We start from the raw sequence: 16,905 nt of genomic DNA, 5'->3' as shown, positions 1-16,905 counted from the left end.
CTGCCGGGCCCACGCTTCGGGCGGACGACGATCTCGCCAGGAAGGTGTCATGACCTCCGCCGTGCAGCATCGGGTCCGAACCCAGGACGGGATCGCCCTGGCTGCGGACTGCTACGGCCACGATGACGCCCGTCCCGTCGTGCTGCTCCTGCACGGCGGCGGCCAGAACCGGCACGCGTGGAGCACTTCAGCGCGTCGCCTCCACGCATGCGGATACACAGTCGTCGCCTACGACACCCGCGGTCACGGCGACAGCGACTGGGACCCAGCCGGCAGGTACGACATCGAGCGACTCGCGACCGATCTTCTCGCCGTGCGCGAGCACTTCAGCGCCTATACCGCCCCTGCGGTCGTAGGTGCATCCCTTGGGGGCATGACCGTGCTCGGCACGCATCTGTTGACATCCGGGGCGTCGTGGGCGGCGGTCGTCCTGGTCGACGTCACCCCGCGACTTGAATTCCAGGGCGCCCGTCGCGTGGTGACGTTCATGGCCGCACATCCCGATGGCTTTAGCACCCTCTCTGACGCCGCAGAGGTGATCGCCGCGTACAACCCCCATCGCTCGCGCCCGGCCAACGTCGACGGCCTGCGCAAGGTGCTACGGCAGCGTCACGACGGCCGCTGGATCTGGCGGTGGGACCCGGCATTCATTCACTCCAACTTCGACTTTCTCCGCGACGAATCGACCACGGGAACGGAGCAATTCGACGCAATCAGCCACCTGCTGATCGACGGAGCCCGACGGGTCAATGCCCCAACACTTCTCGTAAGGGGCCTCTTGTCCGACGTGGTCTCCCAAGCCACCGTCGACGAGTTCAAGCAACTGGTTCCCCACGCCGAGACCGTCGACGTATCCGGCACCGGACACATGATCGCCGGCGACGACAACGACGCCTTCGGCTGCGCCGTCACCGAGTTCCTCGGCCGGAACCTCCTGTAGGTCGCGACGTTGGTCGAGCACCATCGATCGGCCAGTAGTCAGAACCGATCTTGACTTCACAGCGCGCGAAGCGGAGCCCATGAAGTGTTCTTCGGTTAAGGCCGACTTTGAACTGTGCCGGGCTCTGGTCGAGCTAGACGCCACTACGCACTTGCTGGCCACCATCGGCGTCGAAGAGTTCCTTGGTCCAGCGTTCGAGGATTTCTGCGCTGTCCCAGTCGTCGGGATGAAATCCGGCGCGGGTGTAGGAGCGAAAGCGCGCAATTGCTGCTGGGCTGAATAGCGGGTTATGACGGAAGGCTCGAAGGCTGCGCAGCAAGCGCACCGGGTTGTAGGCGGAACGGTCACCAGCCAGAGAGCGGGTGGTCTGGATGACCAACTCGCTGAACAAGAGGAGGCTGGCGATCCGCATCCCCCAGACCCTGGTGCGTTCGCTTCCACCGACCGTCTCGTAGACATCGAAAGCAACGGCCTTATGCTCGCATTCTTCCAGTGCGTGCCAGAGCAGAATAGGCCGCACTTCGGTGTCGCCGATCAGTTCTTGAGCTTCGTCGCTGGTGAGAATGATCTCGGCGAATGTCGCCGTGTAGTGCTCGAGGGCGGCCGTCACAGCCAGGCGCATCTTGGGAGAAAAACGCTTCTCAAGTCGGCCAACCAGCTTCTTGACATGCCGATCGATCCCCTCGGTGGGATAGCCCATTGCTTGAAGCCGATCGTTGAGCAGCCGATGCTGGTGTCGGTGGGTGGCCTCTTGTGCGATAAACCCCTTGACCGCCTCCTTGAGGTCAGCGTCGCTGATGTGGTCCCGGTACTCGCGGACTGACCGGATAAAGAAGTCTTCGCCTTCGGGGAACGTGGCCGACAAGGTGGACACAAAGTGGCTCATCACCAAGTCGCCATCAACGAAGTGCTGCCGACTGGTCCCAGCAGGCATATCGAATCGAACACGGCGGGGCTTCGGGACGACCCGTGCGGTGGGCCGTGTGGACGAATCGTCGCTCATGTTGTTCTCCCATTCGCCAAGGACGCGCTGTCAATCTGACTCTAAGCCTTGTCAGAATTAGATGGCAAGCTATCCACGTGGTTTCGGCGCGGGTGTATAGCGGAATGTCCGCCGAGGAGCGTCACCGGAACCGGCGCACCCGTCTCATCGAGGCCGCAACGGAGTTGATCGGCACGCGCGGCGTTGCCGCCGCCACTGTGACTGCCGTCTGCGCTGAATCGGGTGTCACGTCACGGTACTTCTACCAGCACTTCTCCGACCGAGACGCACTCCTGCGGGCTGTCTACCAGCAGCTCTATGCCACCTTCCAGGAGGTGATAGTCGACGCGATCCCCGATGCCGGCGAGCCACCGGAGGTATTGGCGTACGCGCCAATCCGCAGGCTGGTCGGCATGATCGACAACGACCCGCGGCTGGGTCGGATCCTGTTCGTGGAATCTGCAACCGAGCCGCTGCTCCGAGAGCTACGCAGCGAACTAATGGCAGGTTTCACCGACCTTGTCTTGCGCGAAGCCAGACTTCACCTCGACATCGCCGACTCTGCCGTGGGGGTTGCCCATTTGGCTTCGACCTTGGGCGTGGGAGGGCTATTCGAAGTCTTGCGCCGCCGACTCGACGGAGAACTGGAATTCACCACAGATGAACTCGTTCAGCACTGCGCAGGTTTCCTGGGCAGCCTAGGCAATTACGTGCTGCTGCAGAACACGGGCCAGTCGGCCACAACCGAAGCGCAAACCTAGAGCTAGCGGCCCCGCTACGCGATGTGGCCGTGCGTGCGCCCGACGACCAACGTCCGAGAACAGCAACAGCAAGACCCTGAACGGCATCCAAGGCCAGTGTCGTCGACTTACAGCGTCAGCCCTGGCTTCCAGAAACCCACTGAGTGTTCGATCATTCCTCTGCCCACTGCGACCGTCGGCCCGGTCCCGACTCGATAGCGGTCGCCGGCCCCTTCGCCAGCCGCGCGCTTTGCGCGGCCTGGCGACGACGGCCCCGCCACCACTTGCACTACATGCGGTAGCGTAGCGATACCGATAGTATCGCTACGATTCGCTACTAGTGGAGGCCCAGTGACCGACGGCACTGCAGATTCCCCAGGCCAGGCCACGCGCCGTGGCCAGCGGGACAACGGATCCCCCAACCCGGCCGAAACCCGCGAGTACAGCGAACGGTTGGCAGCGCTAGCCCGATTCACCCTCCGACACAAAGCGCTGGTCATCGGGGTATGGCTAGGCGCCGCGGTCGTCCTCGCGTTGCTGTTCCCCCAGCTAGAAACCGTGGTGCGCCAACAGTCGGTGGACCTCATCCCTCGCGATGCGCCGTCCTTGCAGACGGTTGACCGCATGAGCGCCGCTTTCGGCGAAGAAGGCTCAAAAACCATGGTGTTCGTCGCCATGGAAGACCCCAATGGCTTGACTCCGACTGCACGGCAGCGCTACGGCGAACTCGTGCGCCGGTTGCAGGGCGAAGGCAACCACGTCCTGCTGGTGCAGGACCTACTGTCCGATCCGATTACCGAAGCCCAGGCAGTCAGCGCCGACCGCAAAGCTTGGTACCTGCCCGTAGGTGTCACCGGCACCCTCGGAGACCCCACGGCCGCCGAATCGGTAAACGCGGTGCGCAACATCGCCGCCGAGGTCTTCACCGGCTCGACCACGACTGTGCAAGTGACGGGACCACCGGCAACCTTCAGCGACATGATCGCATCCGCCGAGCACGACCTGCTGCTGATCTCAATCGCTACCGCGGGCGTGATCGCCCTGATCCTGCTGATCGTCTACCGGTCGGTGTTCACCGCGCTGTTACCGCTGCTAGTAATCGGGTTGAGCCTGGCAGTCGGGCGCGGCGTGCTGTCCGCCCTCGGCGAGATGGGCATGCCCGTCTCCCAGTTCACCGTCGCCTTCATGACTGCGATCCTGCTCGGCGCGGGAACCGACTACACCGTATTTCTGATCAGCCGATACCACGAACAGCGCCGCGCCCAAGTACCCGCCGATCAGGCCGTCATCCACGCCACCGCCAGCATCGGGCGCGTCATCCTCGCCTCCGCCGCCACCGTCGCACTCGCGTTCCTGGCCATGGTCTTCGCGCGGCTCAGCGTCTTCGCCGCCCTTGGCCCCGCGTGTGCCATCGCCGTACTGTTCGGATTTCTGGCCACCGTAACCCTGCTGCCACCGGTGCTGTCGCTAGCCGCCAAACGCGGCATCGGTGAACCCAAACCCGATCGCACCCGCCGCTACTGGAACAGCGTCGCCGTCGCCGTGGTCCGCCGTCCCGTGCCACTACTCATCGTCAGCCTGGTCATCTTGCTCGCCCTGTCGGCAGCGGCAGCAACCATCAAAATCAGCTACGACGACCGCAAGGGCCAACCAGACACCACGGCCAGCAACCTGGGCTACCACCTGCTGGACCGCCACTTCCGCAAAGACGTCGTCATCAGCGAATTCCTCGTCGTGGAAAATCCGACCGACATGCGGACCGGCAAAGGACTGGCCGATCTTGACGAGATGGCCTCCCGCGTCTCCCAGATCCCCGGCGTCACCAAGGTTTCCGGAGTCACCCGCCCCACCGGAGAGCGCCTCGACCAAGCAGAACTGGCCTGGCAGAACGGCCAGATCGGCGACAAAATGGCCGGCGCCGTCGCCGAGGGCAACTCCCGCAAGGACGACCTCACCAAACTCACCGACGGCGCCGACCAGCTCGCCGACGGCCTCGCCCAACTCGACAGCACCGTGCGCACCGCCTTCACACCACTAGCCGGAATCCTCACCCAAGCCCAATCCGCAGGAACTCAGGTCAACCAATTCCGGCCGCTGCTGCAACAACTTTCCGCCACTGCCCCCGCCGTCGACCAAGCCATCCAATCCGGCCCAGGACTACGACCGCTGGCCAACCAAGCCCAAAACGCAATCACTCAACTCGACCCACTCGTCGGCGCCCTCAACACCTCACCCTGGTGCGCCACCACCCCACAATGCGCCCAAATCCGCAACCAGGTCCAGATCCTGGTCACTCTGCGCGACAACGGATTCTTCAACCAAATCGCCGACCTCGGGGACCGCTACGATCCCGCCACCAATGCCACCGTTGGTGGCACCCTCGCCAACGTCCAGAACGCAGTCGCCTCACTGGACAAGGCATTCGGAGCCCTGGGTGACCCCGCCGACCTGACCACAAATCTCCGCCGATTGCAGGACGGAATCGGACAGCTGGCCTCCGGCGCCCAAGCACTCGCCACCGGCGTCCGCACCCTCGCCGACAGCAACATCGAAATGCTGTCCGGCATGAGCCAGATCGCCACCCAACTACAGAACTCCTCGCGCGCAGCGGCCGACTCCGACTCCTCGAGCGGTTTCTACCTGCCCGCCAACGCATTCGAGAACCGGCAATTCACCGACGTCGCCGAACAATTCCTCTCACCGGACGGCAAAACAGCGCGGTTCATGATCGAAAGCAGCCACGACCCATACAGCGTTGAAGCCATGGACCTCGCCAGCCGCATCACCGACACCGCCAACACCGCACGACCCAACACGTCACTCGCCGACGCCACCGTGTCCGTAGCCGGCTTCCCCGCCGTCAACTCCGATATCCAACGACTCCTCTGGGCCGACTTCGCACAACTAGCCATCGCCACCATCATCATCGTCGGCGTCATCCTGGTCCTACTACTGCGCGCACTCCTAGCACCGCTCTACCTACTAGGCACCGTCGTGCTCAACTACCTCGCATCACTCGGCATCGGCGTCGTAGTCTTCCAATGGGGACTGGGCCACGAAATCGCCTGGCCCGTACCGCTGCTGGCGTTCATCATCCTCGTCGCCGTCGGCGCCGACTACAACATGCTGCTCGTCTCACGGCTCCGCGAAGAATCCGGAACCAACATCCGCGTCGGCGTCCTGCGCACCGTGGCAAACACCGGAGCCGTCATCACCTCCGCTGGCCTCATATTCGCCGCCAGCATGTTCGGCCTCATGGTCGGCTCAGTCGCCATCATGATCCAAGCCGGCCTCATCATCGGCTTCGGGCTGCTGCTCGACACCTTCCTCGTGCGCACCCTCACCGTGCCCGCCATCGCCACACTCCTACGCGAAGCCAGCTGGTGGCCCACCAAAGCAACAAACCCGCGACCCGGTCAGACCAACCCAGGAGGCATTAAGGACGCACCTCACGTGCTGGTCCAGGAGAGGTGAAAAGCGAACAGAGCAATACCCGGCGCTACATGCCGACCAGCGTGAAGGCGTATTCACCCCGAATGAATACGACCCCTGCGCCGGTACTCGAAGTCTCTTTTCGACGGACGAAAAGAAGTGAGAGCCGCGGGAGCTGCTCGACAACAGATCACTTACACCGCCTACGGACAGCCCGGCCGCCGGTTCGCGCGGGGGATGGGTCCACGCCGGGATCTGCCAGGAGGAGCGTCACGGCGCCTCTGCAAACAGAAGCTCGCAGCCTCAACCAGCGGTGTATGCGCGCGAGGATCGCGAGTGTCATTCGGGGTGGTGATCTTGCGTTGTGGAGTCGGCTGGGCCGGTCGATGGCCGACCGTCGAGGTAGGCGTCTATGCACTGCTGCAACGCCATCAACGACGCAGGAATGGCTTCCTCGGCATCGATATCGTCGACTTCGACGTGCGACCCATCGGCGAGGAAGAGCCCCCACGCTGAGTTCTATGTTGATCCAAAAGCGATGCAGCGCTTCAGCGTGGCTATCGCGTCGACAAACAACTCGACGTCAGGATCGAGGTCCGGATCGATCAGGTACTTGACGAGTTCGTGGGTGAGCGAGTGTCGGTGCGCGTAGATGTGGTCAAGGCGGTCGGCCTGATTTTTGTGATGGCGTCGCTTTGAACAAGCCAGAGCAGTGACGCTCGAAACTTCCTCTTTGGCGCCAGCGACAACACTTGCTGCTCGTACCGCTGCTGTTCTTGAGTCGCGACCGTCACCCCAGAACGCAGTTCGGGGCAGTAGAACTCTCGAACTTGTCCAGCACCGAGTGCTGGATCATCGCATGAGTGACTTGGTACAAACCGGCGAACGCCCAAGGTGCTGCGAATGGATGTCTGACTGCAGTTTCGCCCTTAGTCGGCGCTCGTATTCGACCGGATCGTCTTGAAAACTCACTCGTCTAGTTTGACGTGGATTCACCTACCATCCGCAACGCCCGCTGTCTCATTTCTAGAGATGCGAGACATTATCGGGGCGCCCCATCCCGTCTCAAAACCGCCGGTCGAGCCGTATCGTTTCCCGTCTCATGCGGCGTGTCTTGCTTCTGTATAGCGCAACCCGTTTGCCGAAGCGATTAGTTTGGACTCGGTCCAAGGGGTGGAGGGGTCGCGCATGAGAATTCGACGCGTCGATATTCAAAATTTCCGCGGTATCAAGTTTGCGTCGTGGCGACTACCTAAAGAGCGTAGTTTCCTCGCTCTCATTGGCCCCGGCGACTCAACCAAGACGACGCTCCTGACGGCTATCGAGCGAACACTTCACGACCGGGCGGGTATGACGTTCGTCGACACGGACTTCTACGGCGCGAAGGTCGATGAGCCCATTCGGATCCGGGTGGCGGTGGCCGATCTGCCAGACCAGCTCATCACGATGGACACTTTTGGCACCTTCCTTTCTGGGATCGACGACGCGGGTGAGTGGTCGCACGACCCGACCAGCGAGTCCGAACGGTGCGTGATCGTGGAACTGCTCGTCGAGGCTGATCTTGAGCCAGTGTGGCAGTCCTACCGTCCGCCATTGGGCGGGCCAGACGTCCAAGAGGATGATCCGCATCCGGTGCGCTCGGCGCAACGCGCTCGGATAACTGCGTACCGCATCGACGACCGTATCGACGCGCACCTTCGTTGGTCGTCGTCATCGTCGCTGGGGAAGCTCACTTCTAAGCGCGGCAACACCAAGGCGACCTTGACTGCTGCAAACCGGGCTGCGCGGGACGCAGCCTCGGCTGCCGTCACAGATGACCTTAAAGTTCTTGCACGTGAGGTACAGGAAGCAGTGCACACCATCGGGACCGCCAGGTTCGATGATTTGAAGCCTGGCCTTGATGTATCGCTGTCCAATACGCGTGGCAACCTAGCTCTGTTCGAGGGGGACGTACCACTCACCAATTTCGGACTGGGTACCCGCCGGCTAACGGGTGCTGCGACCCAACAACTCGCCAACGGAGGCTCCGCCACTCTGCTGGTCGACGAGGTGGAATACGGCCTAGAACCACACCGCCTGGTTCATCTACTTTCTTATTTAAAAGACAAAGACGCGTTTTCGCAGGTCTTCATCACCACCCACTCGCCGACCGCGTTGCGCCATCTCGAACCGGACGACCTGGCGATGGTTCGCGCGACAGCGGCTGGGACCACTTACGTTCGATCACTTGGCGATCCCCCCAGTTTGCGGCCGTTGCTCAAGACCAGCCCTGAAGCGTTTCTGTCACGGCGGATCGTGATCAATGAAGGCAAGACCGAGTACGGGGTCGTACTCCGACTCCTGCAGAAGTGGGACGACCGCCTGGAACAGGCCGTCCCCTCGGCCGCCCTAGGGGTCGTGGCGTTGGAGGGCAACGGCGGAACCGGTTCATGCAAGTGGGCGAAGGAATTCCTCAGTGTCGGATATGAAGTCGTGCTGTTCATCGATAGCGACGATTCAAACGCGAACGCGTTAGTGTCTGACGTGCAAACACTCGGCGGAGTGGTGGTGCAGTGGCCCGACGGCGCGTGCATCGAATCAGCCGTCTGCGCGCAACTCGATGAGACGGGCCTCAACGGCTACATCGCTGCGGCACTCGAGGTCGCCGAGGACGCAGATGCCGCGAAGCAGTCGTTTAGCGACAACCTGCGCACGTACGCCGTTGTCAACTCCGTTACACCTCAAGGTGTCGAGCTTCTGGATATAAACACCTGGACAGCCGCAGGCATCGACCTGGACGCCTGCCGGTCAGCGATCGCTCTAGTGTCGAAGTCCAAAAGCTGGTTCAAGCGCGTCGACAAGGGCCAACGCCTAGGCACCTTCATCCTTGAAACCCCTCCTTTGCAGACGGGCAAGTTCAAGGCAACAATCGACCAACTCCGCGCTGCGATCTACGCAGAGTCGCTCGCCGGTGAGGCGCTCACCCAACCCCTCGATGACGACCATGCACAGTCGGAGACACGGGAGAGGCAGCCAGGTACCCACCCAGGTGCCGTATCCGGACCTGCCCATGCCTGAAGAGGTATCAACTGAATTGGCGACGGATGCAGCATCATTCGCGATGAGTCTGCCAGCCTCCGTCGAAATGCCGGCAGGCGCTGGGAAGACCCATCTGTTGGCTGCGACAACCAAGCACATCATTGATTGTGGCGGTCGCGCTTTAGTGTTAACCCACACCAACGCAGGCGTGCATGCCATCAATGCACGCCTCAAGAGATTCGGCATCACCAAGGGAGTGCAGGTCTCGACCATCGCCTCCTTCGCGTTCCGCCTCGCACGGGCCTACCCTCAGTTGGGTGGCCTGCGGGTCCCCAAATTGATGGTCCCAGCCCAGGCCCAGTATTACGTCAGCGCAGCCATCAAAGTCGCACAGAGCAGACACATCCATGCAGTGCTGCGTGCATCGTTCACTCATCTGCTGGTAGACGAGTATCAGGACTGCAGCGAGACGCAGCACGCGTTCGTATTGGCTCTTCGTGCAGCTATCCCAGCAGCCGGAGTACTTGGCGACCCATTGCAGGCCATCTTCGGCTTCAATGAACGGCTCGCCGACTGGCCGACCGTACAGACACAATTCCCATCACACCCTACGACGATCAAGCCCCACAGATGGTCCGGCCACAACGAGGCGCTTGGCAACTGGTTGTTGGAGATTCGTCCACGCATGGTCCCCGGCCACGTTGTGAGGTGGACCAACGTTGCTCTACCGGAGGGTGTGACGTTTCAGAACATCTCTGACGACCCCACGGGCGTTACGGAAGCAGCCTTGGCGACCCGCCCCGAGAACGAGACCGTGCTCATCATCGCTCCCCGCGCCAACACTGCGCGAACGATCGCAGGAGACCTTCGAGGGATATTTACCGTGATGGAGGAAATGGCCGGGAAGTACATGGCGCAGCGCCTAGAAAACCTAGCGACGATGAGCCCAATCGATTACCCGCTCTGGCTATTCGATCTGACCAAATCATGCCACTGCAACCACGGCGTCCTCGACACACAGACCCTGCGCAAACGCTACGCGAACGGGAAGTCCGGGGGCGATTTGCTCAAGGGCGGTGCTGGCGGTAGAGCCGGCGCCGAACCTGCTATCCGCGCCTTCGATTCGATCGTATCGAACCCAACGCTAGGGACTCTGGCGGCTGCAATGAGCGTCGTTCCCACATCACCAGTGCTACGACTGCATTCACACGAAGCGTGGTACGACATTCAGGCATCGATCCGTGGAGCCATAGCTCACGGAGATGACCCCGGGGTGCTGCTCGAAGAGCTTGCGAAGGTCCGTGAAGTGCTCAGGCACGCTGGGAGACGCGAACGAAGGCGCATCATCTCCCGCACCCTCTTGGTGAAGGGGCTGGAATACGATCACGTCATCATCGCGAACGTCAATGAGCATGCCAGCATCAACGATCTGTACGTGGCGTTGTCGCGCGCCAGAAAGACAATCAAAATCCTGGGAGTCAGCGACAGCCTGCGGCTGCACCAATCACGCAACGGCCGCTAAAGGCCCACGAAGCCGGCGACCGCTCCAAATCAACAGACCTCCCGGCGCGCCGCCCGGCAGTCTCAGCAGGTTCTATCGAGACACTTCGATCCGCTCGCCGGGCGCTGCACCCAGTGTCAGGGGTCGGAGGGGTTCACTGTGCGCGGCACGAAGCCTGACGACCGAAGGCTAGATACCGCAGTACATACCGCAGTGGTTCCGTTTCACCTCGGCACTCACCAACGCTGCCAACTCCAAACTCGCAGTTCCGGGCAATATCTTCAACCGCTACCGTCTGCGTCAAACACGACAAACGTCCAATTCAGAGGATTTTAAGTCCGCTGCCTCTGCCAATTGGGCTATGGGGGCTGTCTCGGATGAGACCTTATTTCATGACGTCGGTCCTGATGGAATCGCGTTCGGCCTGAGCCGAGCGACCCAGCCACAGTCAGTCGATCAGACTGAAGTCGGCGGGCTTCCAGGTCCCGTCGAAGGCCGGCTTGTCGGGGCCGTATATGCGGAAGTAGGCGAACCAGCCCCGCCCCGGAATCGTCTGAATCCACCGGTCGGCATGTTCGGCGGGGGCGGTCGGGCCGAAGTACAGGTCGACGGTGTCGCCGGTCAGGTCTTTCAGCTCGAACAGCGACCGGAGCGCGGCGTTGGCCTGGTCGGTCTGGACTTGGCTGCGGGTCTCGGCGTCGTAGACGGTCACCGACCAGAACAGGTGGGCCGGGACCGGGAGCGGCACTGTCAGCCGGTAGCTGTTCGAACCGTCCAGGTAGGCGCCGGAGCCGTCGCGCAGGCCCAGCCAGTACAGCGAGCCCGCACCCGGATCGCGGCGGAACATCGCCGGTGAGGTGGCGATGGCCTGGAAGAACCACTTGTCGAGCGCGTAGGTGTCGCGGTAGTCGTCCGTGTCGAACGTGCCGTTCTCGAACCGCAGACTGACCCATTCCCACAGCCGATCCGGCCACACGATCCGCTCGGGCCGCCGGTCGGCAAACCCCTCCGCCCGCATCTGCGCGAACCCGATCTGGGCGGCCTGCTCGAAGATCGCCGTCATCCGGGCATCGGGCGCGAATGCCACGCCCTTGGCGATGCCGAGGGCAGCCAGGTCGCCGTAGTGCGGACGGCTGTCGGCCAGCGCCGGCTCGGAGTCGACGACGCGATGGAGCACTTCCCAGAACTTCATCGTCTGCTCGTAGACGTGCGGTGTGGTGTCCTGCGGCATCTCGGTCATGTCGAACCACGCGGGCGGCGTCCAGTCCGGTCCGGCGTCCAACGGGTACACCTTCACTTCGCGGATTCGCCCCATGGCCGTCTTGACGTCACCGCGCTCGGGCAGTGAGCGCAGCGCTCCGATGACGCGAAATGAATCAGACTGCCCCACTTGATGATCCGCCGGGACAGCGCCTTGGTAGCCCGGGGGCAACAGCAGGTGTTTGCCACCGCGGCCGCCGTCGGGCCCCGGCAAGCCCATGTCGAAGATCCAGCGTTGGTGGAGATCGAGTGCGGCGCCGATGAAGGGCCCGGGCGGTAGCTCGATGACCATCGGACCGGCGTGTAGGTCCAGCAGCAACGCGCCGTACGGAGTGTCGGAGTTCAGCGTATAGCCGACATGGTGCGGGAGGGTTTCCATGTAGCCGAACGCGTGGTTGGGCCGGACGCCCACCGCGGCGGTGCCGTCGAAGATCGCGGCTCCCGACACCGAACGATAGAAGTAGCGGTACATCGCGACCGCGCGGTTGAGATCCAAATAGTCGTAGGCCGTCGCTGAAGCCTCAGGGCCGGGGAATCCGCCTTCTGACATACGACCACCCTAGTGCGCGTCGCGCGAATGCCTGTTTGAATGGTGAGGAATCGGGGGGAATGACAATGCCGAGCACCATCGCGAATTCCATTGCTGTCGTTGCCGAACGGATCGCATCGCTCCTCGGCCCACGCCTGATGCGGTTGATCGCACGGTTCAACAAGTACGTGACGAACCCGCTGCAGCGAATGTGGGCACCGCGTCTGCCGTACATGGCGGTCATCGAGCACACCGGCCGTAAGTCGGGTAGATCGTTCCGCACGCCGGTCATGGCGTTCGTCGGCGACGGCACCGTCTCAGTGGTGCTGAATTACGGCACGCAGTCGGACTGGGTGCGCAATGTGCAGGCGGCGGGCTCGGCCGGCGTGGTGCACCGGGGCAAGCACTATAGCCTCACCGAGCCCCGCATCCTGCCCGGCGACTCCCCAAACCAGAAAGCACGCCTCGTCGCCAACCTGGCGCTACCGCGAGTGTGAGCTTGTGTGCGAGTTTCGTCGAGAACTTCGCACACAAGCCCACGTTCGACGGATCAGGAAGCGGTCGGCTGAGCCGAGACGACAACCACCGGCCGCGGGAAACGCAGTGTGGCGCAAGCGTCGTCGAGCGTTTCGTCGATCGCGTTCGCCACCTCGGACAGATCGCCGGGGCCCGCCCCGAAGGTCAGGCCACACCCGCCGAGCGCGATGCGCGTCAGCACAACACCGTGAGTACGACGGATCTGGGTCATCTCCAAAAGCATGTCCCCGATCGCCGCGGAGTAGCTCACGAAATGGTGCTCGTCCGGCCCGATCTCGCTGTACAAACCCACGAGTTCGAACCGACGGCAGTCCGCCACCGATGCAGCCAAGCCGCCGCGACCCATGCTCACGAGCACCCGGTGCCCACGCCGGCCGGTCGCTGCCAGCACATCGACCTGAGCTGGCCCGTTGACGACGACGCGACCGACCCCGAGGTTGGCGGCGCAGATCACGAGCTCGTCGGCGGTCAGACCGGCGCCGTGTGCGGTCATGCGGATCGGATGAATGCCTGCCCCGACGGCCACCGCGAGTTCTCGGCCATCCCGAACATCAACCGCCACACTGTGATCCCTCGCCCACCGCGCCACCACCGCATTGCGCAGCGCCATGGCGGGCAACACCAACTCCACCATGCCGAGCGACCGGCGACTGACCGCACAGCGCCGCAAGGTTTCCCGGTCCTGCGGGGGATCCGCGGGCCGGGACGAGACGGAACGCTTGGACAGGAATGTCGCCGAGAATGTCACAACTCGACCGTCCACGAGACGGGCCATACCGGCCAGTGTCCTGACGAACTCTTGACGCGCCCTGTGTGGACCTTGACGATCTGCTTAGCTCGTCCTCCGCCACACCGTCCCGCGCCGCTCGTACTCCAGAACCTCCTCGACCGCGATGGCGACATCAGCGCTCAGCTGCCGCTGTATGAGCCATAACGCCAGGTCCAGCCCAGAGGTCACGCCGCCGGACGTGACCAGATCGCCGTCGTCCACGATCCGCGCCTTGGTGATGATGCCGCCCTCCCGCTCGAGCTGCTCGAGCAGCCGGTGATGTGTTGTGCATGGCCGGTTTCGGGTGATCCCGGCCGCCGAGAGCAACATCGCGCCGACGCACACCGACGTCACGGTGAGGCCTGGGCGTCGTGCCGCGCCCAACAGCCGAGGTAGGTGTCCGCGCGCGATCTCGCTCGGGACGCCGGGTGAACCCGGCGGTCGGCCGTAGCCACCACCGGGGACCACCAGCACATCGGCACGCTCCGGAGACCACCCGGACCGGACTTCAATTGTGGTGCCGGACATGAGCACAACTGCACCCGGATCGGCACCTGTCACCAGTTCGACCTCGGCGCGCGGGTCGAAATGCGTGGCGTAGCCGAAGACCTCCAACGGCGCGAAGATGTCCATGTCGTCCACACCGTCGAAGGCCAGAATCTGTACCCGCCACGGCGCCTCTGTGGGCGGGCCCGACGCAGGTGCATTCGGACCGGCCAAGAATCCCGCGGCGGTGGCAGCGCTGAATCCGGCACCTGCCCGCAGCACCGCGCGCCGATTCACGAGCACTTATCGAAGACCACCGTCGTCACAGCGAAAAGTAGGGGTCATCGATCACGTACCGCCAGGACCCGCCGCTGCCGCGCCGGGCAACCTCGGTCGAAGTGGAAGTGGAGGCGCCGCCCACACCCGAGACCGTGGCGTCGTTGGAGATCAGCGCGAGATCTCCCACCACATGCACGCGACGGCTCCGCAGTTCGATCTTCGCTCCGGAATTGATCATCGCGCTGAGCGAATCCTCGATCGCCGCCGTGCCGGAGCGTGCGGCCCCGCGACTCGGAAAAAACAGTGCGGCAGGCTCATACAGCGACATCACCGCGTCGAGATCACCCGCATTGAAGTACTGCATGAACAGTGACGCCAGCTCGTCCGGTTGCGCGGCCGCGGCGCGAACGGAGCCGATTGTCACCGGGCGATCGTTCCAGCCGGCGTTCTCGACGGCGTCGAACCACGTGGTCGGTGCATGCTTCGGGTAATACAGCTGGCAGAGCTGTCCGGGAAACGTGAACCAGCTACCTTTTTCCGGGTTGTCGTTCACCTGCTTGGCGAGCATTTCCCCGAACACGTACCCGAGATTGTGGCGCGGCCACACCGCATGCACCCGATCCGCGAAACCGTCCGGCAGCAATTCGCGCTTCAGTCCGACGATGTCGGCTCCGGTGCCCATTTGCATGAGGCCCTCGACAATCCCGAAACGAGGTGCGATGCCGTCGCTGGTGTGCAGCGCGACCGCGTTCCACACCGTCTGCACTCGTGCCTCGTCCATACCTTTGCCCTTGAGGAATTCCGCAGCGGCGTCGGCTCCGTCAAGCTCAAAACGCTGGTTGCCGTTGGCATAGTCGACCGCCCCCAGATCGTGCAGCATGCAGCTGAGGTAGAGCAGTTCGTCGTCGTAGTCGGCGTCGGCGCGAAAACCGTTGACAGCGGCCAGCTCCCGCGCATAAAGATAGGCGCGCACGCAGTGGTTGTAGACCAGCGTTGGCGACACCTCGGCGACCAACGCGTCCGCCGCGACGGCAAGCTCCGTGGTGGGTAGGCCGAACTGGGTCCGGTCGATTTCTTGAACTGTCATAGTGCTCCTTCCGGAATGTGCGCACCCAGTGTGTGCCCGGAAGTAGCGGCCGCCCCAGCGGCCAGATGGCCAACAAGTGAGAAAATCTGGCCACGACGTCGGCCGCGCTATCTGGCGCGGTACTCAGCCGGCCCTGGCGGCACCGGCATGGTGAAAACTGTTGCGGTAGGCCAGAGGAGACGTATGCGTCAGGCGCGCGAAGTGGTAGCGCAGCGTCGTCGCGGCGCCGAAGCCGGCCTCCTCGGCGATTCGGTCGATTGACAGGTCGGTGGTCTCGAGCAACTGCTGTGCGCGATGCACCCGGGCGCGCAGCAGCCACTGTAAGGGCGTGGTGCCGATCTCCGCGCGAAAGCGGCGAGTCAAGCTGCGCACACTGATCGCCCCGTGCGCGGCAATGTCGTCGAGGGTGAGCGGGCGGTGCAGGTTGGCTTGCATCCAGTCGAGAACCGGTTGCAGCGTGTCGGGGCTCTGCGGATCGGTGTGAGCGATGAACTGCGCCTGCCCGCCGTCCCGTTGCGGCGGCATCACGATCCGCCGTGCGGTATCGGCGGCCACCGTGGCACCGAGATCCCGGCGAACCATGTGCAGGCACAGATCGAGCCCGGCCGACGCCCCGGCCGACGTGAGCACCGCGCCGTTGTCGATGAACAGCACCGAAGCGTCGACCTCGACAAACGGGTACCGGCGCGCCAGTTCGGCGGCGTATTCCCAGTGCGTCGTCGCCCGCTGCCCGTCGAGCAGTCCGGTCGCGGCGAGGGTGAACGCGCCCACGCAGATCGAAGCCATCCGTGCGCCACGGGCCGCGGCCGCCTGTAGCGCGTCGCGGACGGGGTCGGCCGGTTCACTGAAGAAGCCGACTTGGCCGGGCACGACGACCGTGTCGGCGCCGGCCACGGCGTCGAGATCCCAATCCGTCTCCAGTCGCACCGCACCGTGCATCGGAGCGATGACGCTGGAACCGCCGATCGTCACGACGCGGATGTCGTAGTGATCGGCTCCGCTGACCGAGTTGGCCGCGCCGAACACGAAACCCGGAAGCATGACCTCGAATCCGAGCGCATTGTCGAAGGCCAAGACCGCAACGATCGCCATGGCCGGAACTTAGCAGGTAGGCATAAAACAGACACACCGCCATCTCCCCGCTCGAGGACCGTTAAGGACTGCTGCGCAGCCGTAAGGAAACCGTCAAGACGCAGTTCACGCTTCTGAACTGGGCAGATCCTGGTTCAGGCCGCCGAAATCCGGAGGCCCGTAAACGTGGAGACAAGATGTCTGTACTCATCTACACAGCGCTGACGGTGGCGATCTTCGCGCTGCTCGGCCTGGTGCAGAGGCTGGTCGAGCG

General features: G+C 63.3%; 13 protein-coding genes. 7 read left to right on the top strand and 6 right to left on the bottom strand.

Annotation, left to right across the window (positions count from 1 at the left end):
* Nucleotides 1-49 precede the first annotated feature (49 nt).
* Complete coding sequence (locus ACRCUN_RS05620) at nt 50-940, top strand: alpha/beta fold hydrolase (RefSeq protein ID WP_011856884.1); 891 nt, start codon at nt 50-52, stop codon at nt 938-940.
* 133 nt (nt 941-1,073) lie between these two features.
* Here the strand turns inward: ACRCUN_RS05620 and ACRCUN_RS05615 are convergent, their stop codons facing one another.
* A complete protein-coding gene (locus ACRCUN_RS05615; RefSeq protein WP_011856885.1) occupies nt 1,074-1,943 on the bottom strand; it encodes a metal-dependent hydrolase in 870 nt (289 codons plus the stop codon).
* Between the two features lie 104 nt (nt 1,944-2,047).
* On the opposite strand from ACRCUN_RS05615, the gene ACRCUN_RS05610 reads away from it, so the two are divergent.
* The 5 genes from ACRCUN_RS05610 (at nt 2,048) to ACRCUN_RS05590 (ending at nt 10,634) form a co-directional block, all read left to right on the top strand.
* Complete coding sequence (locus ACRCUN_RS05610; RefSeq protein ID WP_011856886.1) at nt 2,048-2,683, top strand: TetR/AcrR family transcriptional regulator; 636 nt, start codon at nt 2,048-2,050, stop codon at nt 2,681-2,683.
* 330 nt (nt 2,684-3,013) lie between these two features.
* Nucleotides 3,014-6,136, top strand: a complete 3,123-nt coding sequence (locus ACRCUN_RS05605; protein WP_011856887.1) for an MMPL/RND family transporter — start codon at nt 3,014-3,016, stop codon at nt 6,134-6,136.
* Between the two features lie 294 nt (nt 6,137-6,430).
* Nucleotides 6,431-6,610, top strand: a complete 180-nt coding sequence (locus ACRCUN_RS05600; RefSeq protein ID WP_462140684.1) for a hypothetical protein — start codon at nt 6,431-6,433, stop codon at nt 6,608-6,610.
* 672 nt (nt 6,611-7,282) lie between these two features.
* Entirely contained in the window at nt 7,283-9,151 is a 1,869-nt protein-coding gene (locus ACRCUN_RS05595) for an ATP-dependent nuclease (protein ID WP_462140683.1), read from the top strand.
* Complete coding sequence (locus ACRCUN_RS05590; protein WP_462140682.1) at nt 9,144-10,634, top strand: UvrD-helicase domain-containing protein; 1,491 nt, start codon at nt 9,144-9,146, stop codon at nt 10,632-10,634. Before ACRCUN_RS05595 ends, ACRCUN_RS05590 begins: the two co-directional genes overlap by 8 nt.
* Before the next feature lie 427 nt (nt 10,635-11,061).
* Here ACRCUN_RS05590 and ACRCUN_RS05585 read toward each other — a convergent pair whose 3' ends face one another.
* On the bottom strand, nt 11,062-12,423 hold the full coding sequence (locus tag ACRCUN_RS05585; protein ID WP_462140681.1) for a DUF1254 domain-containing protein: 1,362 nt from the start codon (nt 12,421-12,423) through the stop codon (nt 11,062-11,064).
* 65 nt (nt 12,424-12,488) lie between these two features.
* Between ACRCUN_RS05585 and ACRCUN_RS05580 the strand changes: the two genes are divergently transcribed.
* Nucleotides 12,489-12,899, top strand: a complete 411-nt coding sequence (locus tag ACRCUN_RS05580) for a nitroreductase family deazaflavin-dependent oxidoreductase (protein WP_462140680.1) — start codon at nt 12,489-12,491, stop codon at nt 12,897-12,899.
* Nucleotides 12,900-12,952: 53 nt separating this feature from the next.
* Here the strand turns inward: ACRCUN_RS05580 and ACRCUN_RS05575 are convergent, their stop codons facing one another.
* The 4 genes from ACRCUN_RS05575 to ACRCUN_RS05560 form a co-directional block, all read right to left on the bottom strand.
* Nucleotides 12,953-13,714: a type III PLP-dependent enzyme domain-containing protein gene (locus ACRCUN_RS05575; RefSeq protein WP_462140679.1), complete on the bottom strand. Its 762-nt coding sequence runs from the start codon at nt 13,712-13,714 to the stop codon at nt 12,953-12,955.
* Between the two features lie 57 nt (nt 13,715-13,771).
* Nucleotides 13,772-14,497, bottom strand: a complete 726-nt coding sequence (locus ACRCUN_RS05570; RefSeq protein ID WP_462140678.1) for a DJ-1/PfpI family protein — start codon at nt 14,495-14,497, stop codon at nt 13,772-13,774.
* A gap of 19 nt (nt 14,498-14,516) precedes the next feature.
* Nucleotides 14,517-15,488, bottom strand: coding sequence for a DUF4440 domain-containing protein (locus tag ACRCUN_RS05565; protein ID WP_462140677.1), 972 nt, complete (start codon nt 15,486-15,488; stop codon nt 14,517-14,519).
* Between the two features lie 195 nt (nt 15,489-15,683).
* Nucleotides 15,684-16,652 carry a GlxA family transcriptional regulator gene (locus ACRCUN_RS05560; protein WP_462140676.1) on the bottom strand — a complete coding sequence of 323 codons (969 nt, stop codon included), beginning with the start codon at nt 16,650-16,652 and terminating at the stop codon, nt 15,684-15,686.
* Nucleotides 16,653-16,905 lie beyond the last annotated feature (253 nt).

Source organism: Mycobacterium venezuelense (assembly GCF_054919535.1).
The sequence above is the reverse complement of the archived record's forward strand: the minus strand, read 5'-3'. Positions and strand labels throughout refer to the sequence as shown.